General features: G+C 42.1%; 18 protein-coding genes and 1 tRNA gene. 11 read left to right on the plus strand and 8 right to left on the minus strand.

What is annotated here, in order from left to right; all coding sequences use genetic code 11:
• Positions 1 to 38: 38 nt before the first annotated feature.
• On the minus strand, positions 39 to 881 hold the full coding sequence (locus D1B31_RS05350; protein ID WP_118919723.1) for a metallophosphoesterase: 843 nt from the start codon (positions 879 to 881) through the stop codon (positions 39 to 41).
• Between the two features lie 98 nt (positions 882 to 979).
• Between D1B31_RS05350 and D1B31_RS05355 the strand changes: the two genes are divergently transcribed.
• Positions 980 to 2,149: an MGDG synthase family glycosyltransferase gene (locus D1B31_RS05355; RefSeq protein ID WP_118919724.1), complete on the plus strand. Its 1,170-nt coding sequence runs from the start codon at positions 980 to 982 to the stop codon at positions 2,147 to 2,149.
• A 148-nt stretch (positions 2,150 to 2,297) separates the two neighbouring features.
• On the opposite strand, the gene D1B31_RS05360 is transcribed toward D1B31_RS05355, so the two are convergent.
• Entirely contained in the window at positions 2,298 to 2,681 is a 384-nt protein-coding gene (locus D1B31_RS05360) for a RidA family protein (protein WP_118919725.1), read from the minus strand.
• 204 nt (positions 2,682 to 2,885) lie between these two features.
• On the opposite strand from D1B31_RS05360, the gene D1B31_RS05365 reads away from it, so the two are divergent.
• Together D1B31_RS05365 and D1B31_RS05370 are read left to right on the plus strand one after the other, a co-directional pair.
• Positions 2,886 to 3,539 carry a GntR family transcriptional regulator gene (locus tag D1B31_RS05365; RefSeq protein ID WP_118919726.1) on the plus strand — a complete coding sequence of 218 codons (654 nt, stop codon included), beginning with the start codon at positions 2,886 to 2,888 and terminating at the stop codon, positions 3,537 to 3,539.
• Between the two features lie 328 nt (positions 3,540 to 3,867).
• Positions 3,868 to 5,211 carry a serine hydroxymethyltransferase gene (locus D1B31_RS05370; protein ID WP_118919727.1) on the plus strand — a complete coding sequence of 448 codons (1,344 nt, stop codon included), beginning with the start codon at positions 3,868 to 3,870 and terminating at the stop codon, positions 5,209 to 5,211.
• 58 nt (positions 5,212 to 5,269) lie between these two features.
• Here D1B31_RS05370 and D1B31_RS05375 read toward each other — a convergent pair.
• Positions 5,270 to 5,343 (minus strand) — tRNA-Arg (locus D1B31_RS05375).
• 360 nt (positions 5,344 to 5,703) lie between these two features.
• Complete coding sequence (locus tag D1B31_RS24585; protein ID WP_192894732.1) at positions 5,704 to 5,844, minus strand: hypothetical protein; 141 nt, start codon at positions 5,842 to 5,844, stop codon at positions 5,704 to 5,706.
• Positions 5,845 to 6,031: 187 nt separating this feature from the next.
• On the opposite strand from D1B31_RS24585, the gene D1B31_RS05385 reads away from it, so the two are divergent.
• On the plus strand, positions 6,032 to 6,916 hold the full coding sequence (locus D1B31_RS05385; protein WP_118919729.1) for a YitT family protein: 885 nt from the start codon (positions 6,032 to 6,034) through the stop codon (positions 6,914 to 6,916).
• A 79-nt stretch (positions 6,917 to 6,995) separates the two neighbouring features.
• On the opposite strand, the gene D1B31_RS05390 is transcribed toward D1B31_RS05385, so the two are convergent.
• A complete protein-coding gene (locus D1B31_RS05390; RefSeq protein WP_240035179.1) occupies positions 6,996 to 7,658 on the minus strand; it encodes an FMN-dependent NADH-azoreductase in 663 nt (220 codons plus the stop codon).
• Between the two features lie 166 nt (positions 7,659 to 7,824).
• On the opposite strand from D1B31_RS05390, the gene D1B31_RS05395 reads away from it, so the two are divergent.
• Positions 7,825 to 8,070 carry a hypothetical protein gene (locus tag D1B31_RS05395; RefSeq protein ID WP_240035180.1) on the plus strand — a complete coding sequence of 82 codons (246 nt, stop codon included), beginning with the start codon at positions 7,825 to 7,827 and terminating at the stop codon, positions 8,068 to 8,070.
• Between the two features lie 33 nt (positions 8,071 to 8,103).
• On the opposite strand, the gene D1B31_RS05400 is transcribed toward D1B31_RS05395, so the two are convergent.
• On the minus strand, positions 8,104 to 8,886 hold the full coding sequence (locus tag D1B31_RS05400; RefSeq protein WP_118919731.1) for a hypothetical protein: 783 nt from the start codon (positions 8,884 to 8,886) through the stop codon (positions 8,104 to 8,106).
• Positions 8,887 to 9,056: 170 nt separating this feature from the next.
• Between D1B31_RS05400 and D1B31_RS05405 the strand changes: the two genes are divergently transcribed.
• Complete coding sequence (locus D1B31_RS05405; RefSeq protein WP_118919732.1) at positions 9,057 to 10,247, plus strand: alanyl-tRNA editing protein; 1,191 nt, start codon at positions 9,057 to 9,059, stop codon at positions 10,245 to 10,247.
• A gap of 187 nt (positions 10,248 to 10,434) precedes the next feature.
• Here the strand turns inward: D1B31_RS05405 and D1B31_RS05410 are convergent, their stop codons facing one another.
• On the minus strand, positions 10,435 to 11,223 hold the full coding sequence (locus D1B31_RS05410; protein ID WP_118919733.1) for a TIGR00266 family protein: 789 nt from the start codon (positions 11,221 to 11,223) through the stop codon (positions 10,435 to 10,437).
• Between the two features lie 179 nt (positions 11,224 to 11,402).
• Between D1B31_RS05410 and D1B31_RS05415 the strand changes: the two genes are divergently transcribed.
• Both D1B31_RS05415 and D1B31_RS24590 read left to right on the plus strand, forming a co-directional pair.
• Entirely contained in the window at positions 11,403 to 12,059 is a 657-nt protein-coding gene (locus D1B31_RS05415; protein ID WP_118919734.1) for an exonuclease domain-containing protein, read from the plus strand.
• A gap of 17 nt (positions 12,060 to 12,076) precedes the next feature.
• The gene (locus D1B31_RS24590) at positions 12,077 to 12,235 is read left to right on the plus strand and encodes a hypothetical protein (protein ID WP_192894733.1); all 159 of its coding nucleotides are present in this window, start codon (positions 12,077 to 12,079) and stop codon (positions 12,233 to 12,235) included.
• A gap of 35 nt (positions 12,236 to 12,270) precedes the next feature.
• Here the strand turns inward: D1B31_RS24590 and D1B31_RS05420 are convergent, their stop codons facing one another.
• Positions 12,271 to 12,450: an H-type small acid-soluble spore protein gene (locus D1B31_RS05420; RefSeq protein ID WP_118919735.1), complete on the minus strand. Its 180-nt coding sequence runs from the start codon at positions 12,448 to 12,450 to the stop codon at positions 12,271 to 12,273.
• 598 nt (positions 12,451 to 13,048) lie between these two features.
• On the opposite strand from D1B31_RS05420, the gene D1B31_RS05425 reads away from it, so the two are divergent.
• The 3 genes from D1B31_RS05425 to D1B31_RS05435 all read left to right on the plus strand — a co-directional run bounded on the left by D1B31_RS05425 (position 13,049) and on the right by D1B31_RS05435 (position 17,731).
• Positions 13,049 to 13,285 (plus strand): group-specific protein, encoded by a 237-nt coding sequence (locus D1B31_RS05425; protein ID WP_118919736.1) that lies wholly within the window; start codon positions 13,049 to 13,051, stop codon positions 13,283 to 13,285.
• Positions 13,286 to 13,415: 130 nt separating this feature from the next.
• Entirely contained in the window at positions 13,416 to 15,362 is a 1,947-nt protein-coding gene (gene ltaS, locus D1B31_RS05430; RefSeq protein WP_420846066.1) for a lipoteichoic acid synthase, read from the plus strand.
• A gap of 89 nt (positions 15,363 to 15,451) precedes the next feature.
• Positions 15,452 to 17,731 (plus strand): ATP-dependent DNA helicase, encoded by a 2,280-nt coding sequence (locus D1B31_RS05435; RefSeq protein ID WP_118919737.1) that lies wholly within the window; start codon positions 15,452 to 15,454, stop codon positions 17,729 to 17,731.
• Positions 17,732 to 17,754 lie beyond the last annotated feature (23 nt).

Raw genomic sequence — 17,754 nt, forward strand, 5'->3', positions numbered from 1 at the left:
TAAAAAAAGACTGCCAACTCTGAGGGTTGACAGTCTTTCTAAACAGCTGGATTTGAAGCTGTTTCTTCGGTTACGAGTGAAAGCTTGTGCAGGGTAATTTCCGGCCTGCTGCCAACACGGATATTCACTCCAGTCTGTCCAAGGCCTTCATTGATATAAAAAGGTTTTCCATCATGGGTGTGCAAACCTTTGATCATATTCATTCTGACGAGCTTGCCCATTTTCACAAGATGGTAGGCTTTCGGGTAGCAAATCTGCCCGCCGTGAAAATGCCCTGAAAGCAAATAGTCAAAGTAAAATTCTTTCATATGCAGGACAAGGTTAGGGTCATGGGTTAATACAAGCTTTACTCCTTGATTAACGCTTGCATATGACGAACCGAGGTCGCTCCTTCGGGTGCTGAAATCATCAATTCCAATAATATTGACTGGAATCCCCTTTATGTTGATTTTCCTGTTTTCATTGCGAAGAATCGTGACCCCATGCTGCTCTAGGGTGTGAATCAGCTTTTGCAGATTTTCACCACGGAGGACATAATCATGGTTGCCAAGAACAGCATACATGCCATACTCCGCATTTAACTTCCGCAAAGCTTTTAAATAGGGAGGAAGCTTCGGAATAGTCCTCTTTCGGTCGAGGAAATCACCGGTTAACGCGATTAAGTCGATCTTCTCACCTTTAAGCTTTTCGTAAAGCTCGTCAGGGGAAATCGAAATATTCTCAAGATGAAGATCGGATAGTTGAAGAATGTTCAACACTTTATCTGATGAATCCTCACCAATCTTTATTTTGTTCACTAGAACGTCTTTCGTATTTTTATATGCACGGCTGAATGCCCAACCAAGTGCCATCAGGGCAAAAGCCAAAAAAAGAAATGTCATAACGTTTCACCCCCGTCCTTCATTATACAGGGAAATTGATACCTAACCCTATAGCAATTGATGGAACTCGTACCATAATGGCAGTCAGAGGTGTACACATGGAAGAAACAATACCGGCTAGAAAAATATTATTTATGCCATTTTTAAAAATCCCATCCGGCCATTACCAGGCTGCGAAGGCGATTATAGACGGAATTTATTTAGAAGATGAGGCGATACAGTGTGAAACCGTCGACATATTGTCTTACAGCCTCGGTCCTATCGAGCGAATCGTTTCCGGCGTTTATCTTGAATGGATTAAACGATTTCCTGGAATTTATAGCCGTGTTTATCGTATGAATGTTTATACGAACCTGGCAAAAACAAAACGGTTCAGGCTCTACGAAAGCATTTTCCTCCGTCACATCCGCCGGCTTCTGAACGAACAAAAGCCTAACTTCATTGTCTGTACCCACGGGCTGCCATCTTATCTTCTCAATCAGCTGAAGAAGAATGGAGAGGTTACAGTTCCCGTCATGAATGTGTATACAGACTTTTTTATTCATCAAGTGTGGGGGATAGAAACGATTGATTACCACCTAGTTCCGACAATGGAAGTGAAAAGTTTTTTACTTAACAGGGGAGTAAGGGAGGAGCGGATCTATCTAACGGGCATCCCAATTCATCCTAAAATTCCTAAAGCATTCGCTGACGGAACGAAAAGCCCCTCACTTCCACTTTCCGTACTTGTGACTGGCGGAAACCTTGGGGTAGGCTCAATTGAACAGCTTGTCTTATCGATCGGGAAGACTGGGCGTATTCATTATTCAGTCCTGTGCGGGAAGAATATTTCCCTTTTGCAAAAGATAAAAGCGATGCAAAACCCCCATGTTAAACCGCTTGGATACATAGAGTGCCGGGAGAAGATGAACAAACTGTACGAGGAGAATGATGCCGTTTTGACAAAGCCGGGAGGTGTCACGTTAAGCGAATGCCTGTTTAAACGGAAGCCGGTGTTTATTTATCATTCGCTTCCCGGGCAGGAGGAGATTAATTTGCAGGCACTTGAAAAGCATGGGCTCGTTGTCCCGCTGTATGCTCATACAACCAAAAGCTCAGCTATTGAGGAGAAAATTTTAGCATTTTTTAGCGATGAGAATGAGCAAAAGAATCATATGGAAAAACTCGAATCATATTTAATGATGATGACAAAAAGAGAGCCTTGGGAAATTGTGAGGGGGCTGCTGGGAGGGACAGTAAAAAACGGAGGCGGGCCGACACAATCCTAAAACAAGGACCTTTAGCTTTCTTCGCAATGCATATCGATCTGCACCTAAAAAGAGAATCTCCGCCCGCTCTCCATAACTCTTGAGTGGAAGCCTTTTTCATCTGAAATTCTACCTGTTAAATGTAAATTATACGGGTAGACGCTCCATTTTAATTTGTTCTTTTTGCAATCATTTCGATTTCAACATCCGCTCCAAGCGGCAGTCCTAAAACAGCTACACATGTTCTAGCAGGATATGGTTCGGAAAACATCGTTGCATATATTTCGTTCATTTCGGCAAAATGTTTCATATCCGTTAGAAAGACATTTACTTTTACGACATCATCTGGTGTGAGGCCGGCCGCTTCCAGTGCATTAAATAAATGCTCAAAGCACAGCTTTGTTTGGTCCCCGATGTTACTTGCCTTTTTGTCTTCTGCTATAGAATTCATTGCGGTTTGTCCTGAAAAGTAAACGAAATCACCTGCGTCTACCGCATGTGAATAAGGACCGGATGCTGATGCGCTTTTTGCTTGATACGTTCTTCTTGCCATTGTTCTTCCTCCTATGTATGTACGTTGTTGTTTTTCTCCACCTGCTTTAGTGACTAGGTAAGGTCTTTCACTTGACGGTGAAAATCCATTGTAGGCCATTCTACGAAATAAAACAAAGCAAAAACACTGCGGCAATAAGAGTTTAAGGTTATTATCGACGTTTTGTAAATTGACAGTCATAACCAGAATCGATATATTGGTTTTATGAGAACAATAAAAACGATTGAACGCCCACCCTTAAGGGATCAAGTGTATGAGGCATTAAAAAAAGCGATTGTTACATTGGAATTAGAACCAGGTCAACGGATTAAAGATAAAGACCTCGCCTTGGAATTTGGTGTTAGCAGAACACCTGTTAGGGAAGCGTTAAAAAAGCTTGAGGATGAAGGCCTTGTTGAATCATTGCCGGGTTCCCAAACCCGTATTACTGAAATTCAATTGGAGGAGGCGAAAAACGCATTTACAGTTGTTGCAGCCTTGCATGGATTAGCTGCACGCCTTGCAGTCCCGAACATGGCAGAAGAGGATGTTCAATTAATGGAAGAAAGCAACGGCCAATTAAAAAAGGCGTTAGAGAATAAAGATGTGTTACATGCGGTTGAAGCAGACGATCGATTTCACGAAGTTATTTTATCAGCTTCTGGAAATCATGAAATAGGATTGGCTTTAGAGCGCATCATGCCTAAAGTTCGTAGACTGGAATTTTCAAAATTCAGCTCGCTTGATGGAATGAAATCGATTGAGCAGCATAATAAAATCATTTCAGCCTGCCGGACCAAAAATCAAAACCTAGCCAGCTCTCTTGTTGAGGAGAATTGGCTAAGTTTAGGAAGGCTCCTTGTTGGAGATTCAGATTAAAACTTTTGTGGAGTATAACAGCCGTTATACTCTTTTTTTTAAAAAAAGTTGTCGAATGAACTGTTTAAGCAAAATGTGGTACGAGCCCAAGAGTTGTAATTAAGAGAAGAAGAGTAAAAGTAAAGAAAGTTGTTAGAATAGTTTAAATAATACGCAAAATAGTTTGACCGATTATTTAATATGCGATATATTGGTTTATAGGTAACGCCCAGTTTTCTTTTGCTCAATCACCCAAGAGAAACATGAAGGAATCTAACAATGGAGAATTGGCCAGTTAGAAAGTCGTGTTTATTGTAAATGTTTTAAATTTAAATTTAGGAGGAGAACAATGACTTTACTTACCACAAAGACTGAAAATGTTGATGTTCATGACTCTAAAGTTCTGGATTGGGCAAAGGATATTATTGATAAGAGTTCTTCTGCGAGGTTGATTCAGAGAGAAATTATTAATGCGGTTGATCGAAATGCGATTTGGAGAGGACAGGAGTGTTTAAACTTATTGGCTCCTGAAGCACCAACAAGCCCTACCGTCCGCCAATTATTAGCTTCAGAAGTGGGGACAAGGGCGGCGGAAGGCCACATAGGGCCGACACAAAGATGGTTTTCCGGAACGAAATATATCGATGAAATTGAATCTCTATGTGTTGAGCTTTTGAAAAAGGTATTTAACAGCAATTATGCGGATCATCGCCTTGTTGCCAGTATGATTGGAAATATGGCAGTCTATGCTGCTCTAACAAAGCCAGGGGACAATATTCTAACGATTGCCCAGCCATTTGGCGGCCATTCAAGCAACCGCTATGACGGGCCTGCAGGAATTCGCGGATTGAATATTTACGATGTTCCGATGGATCCTGTTGATTTGGTTGTGGATATAGATGAATTTGCAAAAGTAGCAAGAGAGGTAAAACCTAAGCTTGTTACCCTTGGAGCCTCAATGACGCTCTTCCCATTTCCATTAAAAGAAATGTCTGAGATTGTAAGTGAATGGGGAGGGAAAATCTTTTTTGATGGAGCTCATCAGCTAGGACTTATTGGAGGCGGACAATTTCAAGATCCATTAAATGAAGGGGCTTGTGTCATGACGGGCTCGGCCGGTAAAACGTTCAGCGGCCCTCAGAGCGGAATTATTGTTTGGAATGATCCAGAATTGACGAAGCCTATTTGCAATACGATTTTCCCGGCCCTTGCCGCAACGCATCAAGTAAACCGGGTTGCTGCATTAGCTGCTTCAGCTGCAGAATTTTTAGCATTCGGGAAAGAGTATATGGCACAAATTGTAGTGAACGCCAAGGCATTGGCTAAGGCATTGCATGATAGAGGTTTAACTGTGCTCGGCGCGCATAAAGGCTTTACGGAAACTCATCAAGTTATAGTTGATGTGAAACGTTTTGGCGGGGGCTTGGATGTGGCTCATAAATTGGCCGAAGCGAATATCATTACAAATAAGAATCTCATTCCGAGTGATAAACCTGAAGACTGGGATTACCCAAGCGGGCTGCGTATTGGAACAATTGAAATAACACGGTTAGGCATGAAGGAAGCTGAGATGGAAATCATCGCCGACTATATTGTCAGGGTCCTGGAAGGAAGGGACACGGCGGAAAATGTTCGCAAACGGGTAATTGAAATGCGCTCAGGCTATCAAAAAATTCATTATTGCTTTGACTAAAGCTTGAATCAACAACAATTTAAAAAAAAGAACCCTTGCGATTGCAAGGGTTTTTTAGCGTCCCAGAAAGGATTCGAACCTCCGACCTACAGTTTAGGAAACTGTTGCTCTATCCTACTGAGCTACTGGGACATGATAAAATTTAATATGAAGTTTCGTTAACACAAAGTGTTCGCAATATCCCACCCCTGCCTCAGGAAGTGAATTCAAGGTGCGGCTCGGCAGGTGCGCTGAAGAATATTCATGGAAGCTTATTCCGGCGTACTGAGCTACTGGGACATGATTAGAAAGTATTAAGCCTAACGTTATGGCACAAAAATTATTATAGCCTCTCTTATGCAAAACGTCAAATGAAATTTGAAGAATTTATAGTTATTTTTTTTTGAAAGATAGCTCTTGTGATTTTACACTAGAATCGCTGTTGGCTATAGCCATTTCACCAGCAAGTAAACAAAAAGGGGAAGGACTGGGAAAGGCAGTCCTTCAACGCTATTAGAAATAATTTTTGTACACTTCCGTATTCTGGCCGCAGACGGCACAATGGTATTCGATTTCCAATGAGTCCTCGAGGGCAAGATGCTCTGTTTCCTGCTTGCAATTTTCGCAGTACCTAATTTCTCTTTCACTTTCCATGATCCCGCCTCCTTTTAAAGTACTCATTACTGTTATCACCCATTTTCCAAAGATTAAACCATACATTTTGGAAACTCCAGCCGAATGCATGTACCCGCCTAAAAACTTTGTTATTTTTGGCATTTGCCCGGGTGGGACGGGTATTGTTACTGTATAATGAAAATAGGCAAAGAAAGGAGGTCAATGGATGGTAGATTTGGTACAAGTAAAACCAACACATAAACGCCTGACCAAGGTACAGGTTCTGGTGCGGGCTGTTGGAATATTCATCGGGGCTGTTCTGACAGCGGTAGGGCTGGAAATCTTTCTAGTCCCGAATAACGTTATTGATGGCGGTATTGTCGGTGTCTCCATCATGCTATCCCACGTAACAGGCACTAGCCTCGGTTTGTTTATTTTTATCCTCAACATTCCATTCTTTTATCTTGGGTACAAACAAATTGGCAAAACATTTGCCATATCCACGATTTTTGGAATCGCTGTTTTATCGGTCTTCACCGCACTTTTCCATCCAGTTCCCGCGTTCACGGATGATATCCTGCTTGCCTCAGTTTTTGGCGGCATGGCGCTCGGTATAGGGGTCGGACTTGTCATTCGTTACGGGGGAGCTTTGGATGGAACAGAAATCCTCGCCATTTTGATTACAAAAAAAACACCGTTTTCCGTTGGTGAGATTATTATGTTTTTCAATGTTTTCATTCTTGGTACCGCCGGATTTGTTTTCAGCTGGGACCGGGCCATGTATTCAATCCTTGCGTACGTTATCGCCTTCAAGACAATTGATGTCGTTGTCGAAGGCCTGGAAGAATCGAAATCAGCCTGGATCATCAGTGAACATTACCAAGAAATTGGCGACGCGATTCTTAACCGTCTTGGCCGGGGGGTTACTTATCTAGAAGGGGAGGGCGCTTACTCCGGTGATAATAAAAAAGTCATTTTCTGCGTCATTACCCGTTTGGAAGAAGCCAAGTTAAAAGACATTGTCCAGGGATACGACAGCACAGCGTTCCTCGCACTCGCCGATATCTCCGAAGTACGCGGCGGCCGTTTTAAAAAGAGGGATATCCATTAACCTAAAGGTCCTGTTTCAAGTGATTTTTTCTTTTGGAAAATAGCCAAAGCCAGCCTCGACATCACGAGGCTGGCTTATTTTATACTTCAACAGGTATACGTGCCATTTCTTTAGCGGCAGCGATGGCCCTGGTTTTCGCATCGGCAACAATTTCGGGCACTTTTTGCGGGAAGGCATCCAGGCCCTCAGCGATAACTGAATCAAGCACCTCAATCCCGAGGAAGCGAAGGGCGATTTTTAAATAACGGTCACCAGATTCAAGAGCTTCCATTGGCATCCCCGTATAAAGGCCGCCTCTCGTCTGGATATGGATTGCGGTTTTTCCAGTAAGCAATCCTTTCGGGCCGTTTGCAGTGTGGACGAATGTTTTTCCAGTGACAAAAAGATTGTCAAGGAAGGTTTTCAAAACCGCAGGAGAGCTTAAATTCCATAGGGGTGAAACGAATACATAATAATCATAGTCAATGAATTCATCTGCAAGCTTATGCATTTTAAGGATTTTCTCTTTTTCCGTTTCGGTCAACTCATCAAATGACTTTCCGTATCCGGCCAGTTTTCCGCGGGCTGAAATCAGGTCCGCATCCATCCGGGCCATATCAAAATCAAACAAATCGATTTTCAGGATTTCGGTATCAGGCTGGGATGCTAGGAAGGAGGCAAGAAACGCCTCGCCAATTTGCATCCCTTTAGATTTCCCGGCACCTTTGGGGTTTGCAGAAATGTAAAGTAATTTTGCCATCATCAACCATCCATTCTATACTAATTTTCCCATCTCCATTATAATGGATTCCTTTTGCTCAATGATGAGCAAATCATGACGATTGCGTGACCTATTTTTATCAATTTGGCGAAAATTATACTTTTTTAGAGGGAAAAATTGTATAATAAGGTTAGATGAAAATCATTTTATGATTTATAGACAACGGATTGTTTATATCATAAAAAGAGGTGAATTTATGCTGATCTGGATTATTCTTATCTTTTCGGCTGTGCTGATCGGAGTTGGTTTCCTGGCTGATTGGTGGTACAAGAAAAATGGAATTCAGGTAACAGATCCAAAGGAAAATGAAGCGAATGTGAGTGGAATGGAAAGGGCTTATGTGGAGTCGCATATGAATCATATGCGAGATGAAATGAACAGCCACGGAATGTAGAAATTCCCCCGGTAAACGCAACCGGGGGAATTTTTATTCTTCGATTTTCACTAAATGATATCCGTGTTTTCGCCATAAATATTTAATTCCTTGTTTATAAGACTGAAACGTTTTAACACCGAGGTCAATCCTGTTTTGGACAATGGCTTTGGCCAAATCCGGGCGAATTCCAATATAAATTGGTTCGACTCCCATTAAATGAAGGGATTTAACCATAAGCTTCAGCCTGTAGGCAATCGTTGGATCGAATTCACTCGTGACGCCTGTAAAATCAAATAGGACAGATTCTTTATCGTATTCGGAGCAGTAGGCGAGGACTTTATTTTCCATCCTGGCAACCCGATCGCCGTTTAATTTACCGAGTATCGGCACAAGGATCATATTATCGAGAGTCATTGGAATAACTGGAATGTCCAGTTCTGCTAAGAGCTCCTGGCCTTCTTTTAATGCAGCCTCATATTCTGTGACATCTTTCCATGTTAGAAGAAACCCGATTGGAACGCCATTATCGCCCTCCAGTCTATCCACGACAATTTGTGCTGTAAAAGTCTTAAACAAAGTTATCTGGGCTGAATGGGGAAAAGGTCCATTTCTAAGAATTTCGGTCTGCCTATCACCATGAAACCGAAACAAGCTTTGGCCAATAAATGCATCGGGGTTTTCAATACCTACGTAAGGACCAATTTTTTGGAGCAGACTTTTCGCACAATCGTTAATATAAACAATTTCAAAAGCCGCGTTAGCAATCAAAATATTTTCTCTAATCTTATTTAATAATTGATGTGTATTGTAATCGGCCAAGAAACGATGTGGCATTGAATCCCCCCTTTGGCTTGTCTGTTTTTTTAAAGTATACAGTAGAATACCAGCATTAACAATTGGGAAAAGAGGTTAATCATGGAAGATTCCAAGGTAAAAGCATTTTGGTTATTGTTATAATAGTTCCATAAGTTTAAATTCATTTTTCAAATAAAGGCGGAGTTGTTATGTCAGAAAAATTATTTTATCAAAACCCTTATCTCACAAAATTCACTTCTTCACTTGTCAAGCAGGAGCAAGATGAAAGAGGAAACTGGATTGCTGTTTTGAGAGAAACGGCTTTCTACCCGACAGGGGGTGGCCAGCCTCATGACACCGGCACATTGAATGGAGTCAAAGTGATTGGAGTCGAGGAGGAAGATGGCGAAGTCCGCCACTTTCTGGATGAGAGGATTGAGGGAGCAGAAATCAGTATTCACGGGGAAATCGACTGGGACAGACGGTTTGATCATATGCAGCAGCATACCGGCCAACATATCCTCTCAGCCGCCTTCGACAATTTATTTGGATACAAAACGGTCGGGTTCCATCTTGGCCGGGAAGAATCGACGATTGACCTTGAAACAACAGGTCTTGAGGAATCACAAATCCTTGAAGCAGAAAAGATAGCAAACCGAATCGTGCTCGAAAATCGTCCAATCGAAACGAGATGGGTGACAAAAGAAGAAGCAACACTTCTCCCATTACGAAAACAATTATCTGTCAATGAAGACATCCGCCTAGTCATCATCCCGGATTTCGACTACAACGGGTGTGGAGGCACACACCCATCCTCAACTGGACAAGCGGGGTTGATAAAGGTGCTTGGGACGGAAAAAGAGAAGAAAAAAACGCGAGTCACTTTTACTGCTGGTGAAAGGTCCTTTGAACAGTTTTCAAAAAAACAGCAGGTTGTTGCAAAATTAACTCCGCTCCTTAATGCTCCACAGGAGGGATTGGAAAAGGCAGTACTTCGTCTTTTAGAGGCAAAAGAGCAGCTGGAAAAACAGCTTGAGGAAGTGAAGGATACGTTGATTGAATTCGAAGCAAAAGAATTACGGGCGAAGTCGAAGAAAGACGAATATACTGTGGCCGCGGTGTTTAAAGAAAGGCCGATTCAGGAAATGCAGAAACTTGCGCGCTTGGTCGTGAATGATGAAATCGAATCCAGGGTTATTTTTGTATCAGAAACCGACAGAAAACTGCAAATCGTATGTGCAAAAGGGAAAGTTGCGGAAGGGAATATGAAAGAATTGCTTGGCAAAACTCTCCTCAAAATAAACGGCAGGGGAGGCGGGAGTGAATTTTTTGCCCAGGGAGGCGGAGAAGCCGTAGTTGGCGGCCAAAAGCTGCTTGAAGAAATGTTTGAAAACATATAAGAAAAAGGCGCCTGTCAAGTGACAGGCGCCTTTTTTCGCGTATTGAGGCGGAGAACCATGCGCCACATTCGCATGTTCCTGAAAGGAGTGTTCCCCGACTTACACAATTCAGCTCATCGCTCAATTAGTCTACCACGGAAGCTGCCGGAATACAAGCAGGAAATTAGCACCAAAAACCTGAACGCTATTAGCGGCCATCAAGCATATTGAAAAGTCCTTTTGCCAGGCTTCCTTCATCCTTGGCACCGCTGCTCTGCGGCATTGCTGCAAAGACGCGGCTCGCCAAACGGCTGAAAGGGAGTGACTGGACCCAAACAGAGCCTGGTCCCCTCAATGTAGCAAAGAAGAGTCCCTCACCGCCAAAAAGCGCGGTTTTTACGCCCTTAACGAATTCGATATCATAATCTACTCCTGAGGTCATCGCAACAAGACACCCAGTGTCAACTCTTAGCACTTCACCAGGCTGAAGGTCCTTTTTATGTATCGTTCCCCCGGCGTGGACAAAAGCCATTCCGTCACCTTCAAGCTTTTGCATGATGAAGCCTTCTCCGCCAAAGAATCCGGCGCCAATCCTCCGTTGGAATTCAATCCCGATCGTAACGCCTTTAGCTGCTGCAAGGAATGCATCCTTTTGGCAGATAATCCTCCCGCCAAGTTCGCTCAAATCCATTGGGATAATTTTGCCGGGATAAGGGGAGGCAAAGGAAACATGGCGCTTTCCGGTCCCCACATTGGTGAATGTTGTCATAAATAGGCTTTCCCCTGTCAGTATTCGCTTACCTGCGGAAAAAAGCTTGTCCATTAATCCGCCGCCGGCTGAAGCACCGTCCCCAAAAATGGTTTCCATCGAAATGCCATCTTCCATCATCATCAGGCCGCCAGCTTCTGCAATCACGGTTTCTCGGGGATCGAGTTCGACTTCTACAAACTGCATATCATCCCCGTAAATCTTGTAATCAATTTCGTGGTTATTCATGTAAATTTCCCTCCTTAAAAAATTTCCTTTTTTCAAGTATAATCGAAATTGTGAGTAAATGGTTCAGATTTCATATGATTAAGCGGAAAAATATTCCTGTGTCAATCTTTATAGGAAACAGGGTACACGTACATAGACTGTTCGTTTTGCGTGAGTGAATCTCTGGGAGGGGATAAATAATGTCCATTAGATTAAAAACCGGTTTACTGGCAGATACAGAGACAACCGGCTTAAAACCAGGTTCAGATGAAATCTTTGAACTTGGTCTGATCTTGTTTTCTTATAATGAAGAAACAGGAGAAATTGTCGATACACTTGAAGAAGCAGAATTTTTAAGGGAGCCGCTTTCAGCAGCAGCACTCAGAAATTACCCCGGTGCATATAGAGTCCATGGAATCCCATTCGATCACGTTGCCGGAAAGGTATTTGATGACAGTAAAATAAAAAAGATGTTCAGCTACTCTGATACAATCCTTGCGCACAACGCTTCATTTGACAGAAGTTTTCTTTATCACATGTATCCTGAAGTAAATGATTTAAAGTGGTACTGTACGATGAGGAATATCCCATGGAAAAAGTACGGGTTTCAGAGCGGAAGCCTTCTTTCCCTCCTGAAAGCACATGGCATTTCAGGAACCCAGCAGCATAGGGCAATGGATGATATTATCCAGCTAATGGCATTGTTAAAACAGCCAAATCATGAAGGATTTCCATACTTAAGGGAAGTCATGCAGAAAAAGCCAATGAAGAAATATGAACCTTCCGCCCGGGCATCCGGTTACAGGAACTGGCAATCGTCCAAACCGATGAAAACCGTCCCCTTTGAGCAAAATTAAAGCAAGGAGGGAATACGATGCCAAGAGGAAAGGAATTAGAACAGCTGCCAATGTCGACGGTCGCACCTGGTGCCGGTAAAGATAGGGGTCCGTTTGCCAGGGACTCTTTAACGGGAATAAACGGAAATGAACAACCTCGTCCATCATCCATCAAGGGCGGGAAAACTGGAAAATAAAAAACAGCCCTGCCTTAAGAAGGCGGGGCATACTCTTACTGTTCTTTCAGTTCCTTTATATCAATGACTGTCCTTTCCTCAAGCGGACCTCTTAAATGGACTGTTGCCATTTGGCCATCTTCATGGAGACCATCGATCCAAACGGAAGCGCCGTTATACGTTACCTCAATGTCGGCAGAGGATGAAAGGATTTGCCTGACTCGGTTTACGTCCATTGTTAATCCTCCTTTTTATATGTAATCTATGTTATTTTTCTCATTGCAAAAAAATATATCCTATAATAATGTGTTTTTTCCTTCAACTGTTCGGCGAATGATTTCTTTTCAGTTTTTCATTGATGGAAAAAAAGCCTTGAGAACCACTTCTTTTTACCCATGTTTCTTCTATTATATATGTCGGTTTGAATGCGCTGTCATTCATGAGTGTTATACCTAAATAATTCAGCCAATTCTTTCCCTTTTGAGCTGATATTCCTTTTTGCTTTTTTGTTTTGGCTTATGGAGGTATACTATATATTCAGGCATTGCGAAGCAAAAGCTCCAAACAGCAAAACTAGTTGAAAAGTTAAAAGGGCTTTAAAGTATGATAAAAGACCCTCCTATATCGCAAGCAACCATGCTATGCTAACGATAATTGGTTTTAAAGTATCTCAAATTGGGGTATTTATATGCAACCGATCTAGACACCTCATGTTCATTGCTTCTGCGCTACTAGGACCTTTCTGTTATTCCTTTTTTCATGTTGCATGAAAAGAAGCTAGCAAATAAACATTTAATGATTGAAAATCATACACCACTAAAAGGAGGAAGCAACTTGGGAAAATGCAATCTTGATCACTCACTTGAGGATGTTTTAAAAAAATTTGAAACCCAAAAGGACTTTTTACCGTCTAATATACGTGAAGGTTTTTTGGCCAGGCTTGGGTCCAGCCGGAATCAGGAAACGTTGAATGAAATTTTTCACCTGCTAAAAAAATATGATCTTGCAACCGAGGAAGAAAGGGCGGCAAGGGATAGCGAACTTGAGCGCATTTTGTTGGAAAAAGAATGAAAAGGACGTTAAATATCGGTGGTTATCGCCATTAAATGGCATTGTTCATGTTTTCACTTTTCCCGGTAATGTGTTATAGTAGTCTAGGTTCGTTTACCTGTCTTTTTCGGTAAGTGAGAGGAGAATCTACATGATGCAAAGAAAACTTACAGGAGACTGGAAGAACAAAAAATATTCTTTTTTCTTCCTGGCAGTCATCCTCTTTTGGCTAAAAACGTATTTTGCCTATCAAATTGAATTTAAACTTGGGATTGATAACAGCTTGCAGAAATTCCTTCTGTTCATCAATCCAGTCAGTTCCGCACTGCTCTTTTTCGGGCTTGCTCTTTTATTCCGCAAAAAGATCCAGTTTACACTGATTACAATCATTAACTTCATTCTTTCGTTTTTGCTATACGCAAATATTGTGTACTACAGGTTCTTTAATGATTTCATTACGATCCCTGTATTGATGCAGACAAAAACGAATGCCGGGCAGCTCGGTGACAGTGCGCTGTCACTCATGTCGTTCTCGGATATTTTTTATTTCACAGACACGATCTTGCTTGCTGTCCTTGCAGTAAAAGCATTTGGTAAGTTTAGAGACACTGGAAGGCGTTCGTTCCGCCTGGCCATGCTTTTTGCGGTTACAGTTTTTCTCTTTAACCTCGGGCTAGCTGAAAAAGACCGCCCTCAGCTGCTTAGCCGCTCTTTTGACCGTGCTTACCTTGTGAAATACCTTGGAGTTAATAACTTTACCATTTATGATGCGGTCCAAAACATTAAATCATCAAGTCAGCGCGCACTTGCTGACAGCAGTGACATTACCGAAATCGAAAACTACAGGAACGCGAACTACTCCGAGCCAAATCCGAAATATTTCGGCAAGGCTAAGGGCATGAATGTCGTTTATATTTCACTTGAGTCATTGCAGAGCTTTATCATTGACTATAAGTTGGATGGGCAGGAAGTGACACCATTCCTGAATTCCCTGGTCAAGGACCCGAACACATTTTACTTTGGAAATGTATTCCACCAGACAGGGCAGGGAAAGACTTCCGATGCTGAATTCTTGATGGAAAATTCACTTTATCCAATGTCCCAAGGCGCTGTCTTTATTAACAAAGCACAAAATACGTTCCATGCAACGCCAGCGATTTTGAAAGGCCATGGTTATACTTCCGCGGTATTCCACGGAAACTATAAAACCTTCTGGAACAGGAACGTCATGTACAAGGCGCTCGGATATGACAAATTCTTCGATGCTGAATACTACACAATGAAAGATGAAGAGACGAAAAACTATGGAATGAAGGATAAACCATTCTTTAAAGAGTCCATTCCATTGCTTGCAAGCTTAAAGCAGCCGTTTTACACAAAATTCATTACGCTTTCCAACCATTTTCCTTTCGAAATGGATGAAGGCGATACGGTATTTCCAAAGGGTACAACCGGCAATGATGTAGTGGACCACTACTTCCAATCTGCCAACTACATGGACGAAGCCATTGAACAATTCTTCAATGATCTAAAGGCAAGCGGGCTTTATGACAATACAATGATCGTCATGTACGGAGATCACTACGGCATTTCTGAAAATCATAACAAGGCGATGAGCCAAGTCATGGGAGAGGAAATTACACCATTTGTCAACGCCCAACTGCAAAGGGTACCTGTATTCATCCACGTCCCAGGAGTCAAAGCCGAAAAGGTTGATAAATTCGGCGGACAAATCGATGTAAGGCCGACTGCCCTGCATCTGCTAGGAATCGATACGAAAGATTTCCTTGAGTTTGGCTCAGACCTTCTGTCACCAAATCACCACGAAGTTGTTGGATTTAGAAATGGTGATTTCGTGTCACCTGAAGTAACACAGGTAAATGAGAAATGTTACGATTCAGCAACAGGAGAACTGGTCGACGACGAAGCGATTTGCACTGAGAAAGCGGAGCGAATTAAAACCGAGCTCGAAATGTCCGATGAAATTGTCTTGAAGGACCTTTTGAGATTCTATACTCCTGACGACTATACTCCAATCGACCCGAAGGATTACGAATATATTAAAACAGATGGTCCAGTAGTGGATACACAGGAATAAGACTAGGGAGCGAAGAATTGAATTCTTCGCTCTTTTTTTATTCTCCTATGTTAAAATAAAAGAACATACATTCGGATAGGAGGCTTAGGATGGAGACGGTCAAAATACCTGCGAGAGCTCTTGCGGAATACGTTTATAAGAGTGGCAGCTTGGAATCGGGGTTTAAAACAGCTGCCTCCATGACTGAAGGAACAAAAGCCCATCAACATATTCAGACTCAATATAAGGAAGGGGACCAAAAGGAAGTTCCGCTTAGTTTAGTGGTGCAAGTTGAGGGAATCAATTTCCTTCTCGAGGGAAGGTGCGACGGCCTGCTGCAAGAAGACTCAATAACAGTTATTGATGAAATCAAATCCACTTCTGGCAGCCTCGATCACATAGAAGCCGATTCCTATCCTGTCCATTGGGCTCAGGCAAAGTGCTATGCATACATGACGGCTGTGAAGAATGACCTAGAATTTATCAATGTCAGGCTTACTTATGTTCAAAGAGATACTTACTTGAAAAAACACTTCACATTATCTTTTTCCAAATTAGAGTTGGAGGAAAATGTACTCCGTATGCTAGAGGTTTATGCGCCTTTTGCAAAAATGAAGCTTCATCAAAAACGGCTTAGAACTGAGAGTGCCAAGTCACTTGAGTTTCCTTTTACAAGCTTCAGGCCCGGGCAAAAATTGCTTGCTGGCTCCGTTTTTCGTTCCATTCGGGAGGGAGACGGAAATTTGTATGTGAATGCACCAACTGGAATCGGAAAGACAATTTCCACTCTCTACCCGGCCATAAAAGCTATAGGGGAAGAATACATAGAACATATTTTTTATATTACAGCTAGAACGACAACGCGGAAAGCTGCTGAGGAGGCTATTAGCCTTATGATTCAAGACGGCCTGCATGTTTCATCCGTGACATTGACTGCCAAAGAAAAAATCTGTTTTAAAGAACAAGGGTGCTGTCCAGGTGAAGGCTGTTTATACGCAGAAGGATATTATGACAGGATTAACGAAGCGATTCTTGATATAAAGGAAAATGAAAAATTGATGAAACGGGAAGTCATTGAGGAATATGCGAGAAAACATCGTTTATGCCCTTTTGAGTTTTCACTTGATCTTGCTTACTTATCAGATATTATTATTTGTGATTACAACTATATTTATGACCCGCGCATTTCTCTGAAAAGGCTCGTGGATGAAAAAAAGAAAAAATCAGTCCTTCTAGTTGATGAAGCTCATAACCTCCCTGACCGGGCCAGGGAAATGTTTTCGGCTTCACTCAGTAAGAAAACTTTCCTTCAATTGAAAAGAACGTATCAAAAAACAAATCCTGTCCTATCTAAAGCAGCTTCCTTAGTTAATAAGTTCTTCATCGATGCAAAAAAAATGGCGATAGGAAATCAAGAAATTCTTTTCGGAGAGATACCAGAAACACTGACTGAAGTGATTAAAGGATTTAGTGAACAAGCAGAGAACGAGATTTTATCGAATGTACAGAACGCTGACGAACTTCTTGAAGCCTACTATGCCAGCCAGAATTTTTTGAAAGCAGCGAGTTTATTCAATAAATGTTTCAAACTGTATGGGCACTTTGAGAAAGGGGATATGATTGTAAAAATCTTTTGCCTCGATCCATCAGAGTTTGTAAAAAAAGCAGGGAAGGGCTATCGAACAAAAGTCTTCTTTTCGGCAACACTTGTACCAAAGGATTATTTTATGGAAATGCTCGGCTCTGAAGATGAAGATCGTTTCGTTTCCATTCCGTCACCTTTCCATAAAGAACAAATAGACATGTTCATTAGCCCATTATCGACAAGATACCGTGACAGGGAGTCCTCCTATAGCCTGATAGCCGAAACAATTCAACTGTTAGTGAAAGAACGGCCGGGCAACTTTTTTTGCTTTTTTCCGTCCTATTTGTTTATGGAAAAAGTCCACAGCTTATTTTGTGAGGAGGAAGGTGTGACTGTTATGATGCAGACTTCCCAGATGAGCGAAGAAGAACGCGACTCTTTTCTTTCGCATTTCAAGGCAAGATCGAAAAGAAGTTTGGTAGGATTTGCAGTAATGGGAGGGATCTTTTCCGAAGGAGTTGATCTTCCTGGAGACAGGCTTACAGGAGTTATCATTACAGGAGTCGGGCTGCCCCAAATTTCGTTTGAACGAGATTTGCTAAAGGGATATTATTCTGCGGCAGGAAGACCAGGTTATGACTATGCCTATACTTTTCCGGGCATGAATAAAGTCTTACAGGCAGGCGGCAGGCTCATCCGATCCGAAGAGGACTGCGGCACAATTCTGCTCATCGATGACCGTTTTTTGCAAAATAAATACCTGGCCCTATTTCCTGAAGAGTGGAGAGAGTTTACGATCATTTGAAAATTTTATACAAAAGGGGCTGG

Origin of the sequence: Neobacillus notoginsengisoli, assembly GCF_003515685.1 — a bacterium.
Classification (GTDB): domain Bacteria; phylum Bacillota; class Bacilli; order Bacillales; family Cytobacillaceae; genus Bacillus_D; species Bacillus_D notoginsengisoli.

What these genes read in the sequence shown, in the direction of transcription:
- D1B31_RS05420 (WP_118919735.1), bottom strand. Translation starts at nt 12,450, where the DNA reads ATGGACGTAAACCGAGTCAGGCAAATCCTTTCATCCTCTGCCGACATT.
- D1B31_RS05400 (WP_118919731.1), bottom strand. Translation starts at nt 8,886, where the DNA reads ATGCCACATCGTTTCTTGGCCGATTACAATACACATCAATTATTAAAT.
- ltaS (WP_420846066.1), top strand. Translation starts at nt 13,416, where the DNA reads ATGATGCAAAGAAAACTTACAGGAGACTGGAAGAACAAAAAATATTCT.
- D1B31_RS05435 (WP_118919737.1), top strand. Translation starts at nt 15,452, where the DNA reads ATGGAGACGGTCAAAATACCTGCGAGAGCTCTTGCGGAATACGTTTAT.
- D1B31_RS05390 (WP_240035179.1), bottom strand. Translation starts at nt 7,658, where the DNA reads ATGATGGCAAAATTACTTTACATTTCTGCAAACCCCAAAGGTGCCGGG.
- D1B31_RS05360 (WP_118919725.1), bottom strand. Translation starts at nt 2,681, where the DNA reads ATGGCAAGAAGAACGTATCAAGCAAAAAGCGCATCAGCATCCGGTCCT.
- D1B31_RS05410 (WP_118919733.1), bottom strand. Translation starts at nt 11,223, where the DNA reads ATGAATAACCACGAAATTGATTACAAGATTTACGGGGATGATATGCAG.
- D1B31_RS05350 (WP_118919723.1), bottom strand. Translation starts at nt 881, where the DNA reads ATGACATTTCTTTTTTTGGCTTTTGCCCTGATGGCACTTGGTTGGGCA.
- D1B31_RS24590 (WP_192894733.1), top strand. Translation starts at nt 12,077, where the DNA reads ATGCCAAGAGGAAAGGAATTAGAACAGCTGCCAATGTCGACGGTCGCA.
- D1B31_RS05405 (WP_118919732.1), top strand. Translation starts at nt 9,057, where the DNA reads ATGTCAGAAAAATTATTTTATCAAAACCCTTATCTCACAAAATTCACT.
- D1B31_RS05415 (WP_118919734.1), top strand. Translation starts at nt 11,403, where the DNA reads ATGTCCATTAGATTAAAAACCGGTTTACTGGCAGATACAGAGACAACC.
- D1B31_RS05370 (WP_118919727.1), top strand. Translation starts at nt 3,868, where the DNA reads ATGACTTTACTTACCACAAAGACTGAAAATGTTGATGTTCATGACTCT.
- D1B31_RS05395 (WP_240035180.1), top strand. Translation starts at nt 7,825, where the DNA reads ATGATTTATAGACAACGGATTGTTTATATCATAAAAAGAGGTGAATTT.
- D1B31_RS05355 (WP_118919724.1), top strand. Translation starts at nt 980, where the DNA reads ATGGAAGAAACAATACCGGCTAGAAAAATATTATTTATGCCATTTTTA.
- D1B31_RS24585 (WP_192894732.1), bottom strand. Translation starts at nt 5,844, where the DNA reads ATGGAAAGTGAAAGAGAAATTAGGTACTGCGAAAATTGCAAGCAGGAA.
- D1B31_RS05385 (WP_118919729.1), top strand. Translation starts at nt 6,032, where the DNA reads ATGGTAGATTTGGTACAAGTAAAACCAACACATAAACGCCTGACCAAG.
- D1B31_RS05365 (WP_118919726.1), top strand. Translation starts at nt 2,886, where the DNA reads ATGAGAACAATAAAAACGATTGAACGCCCACCCTTAAGGGATCAAGTG.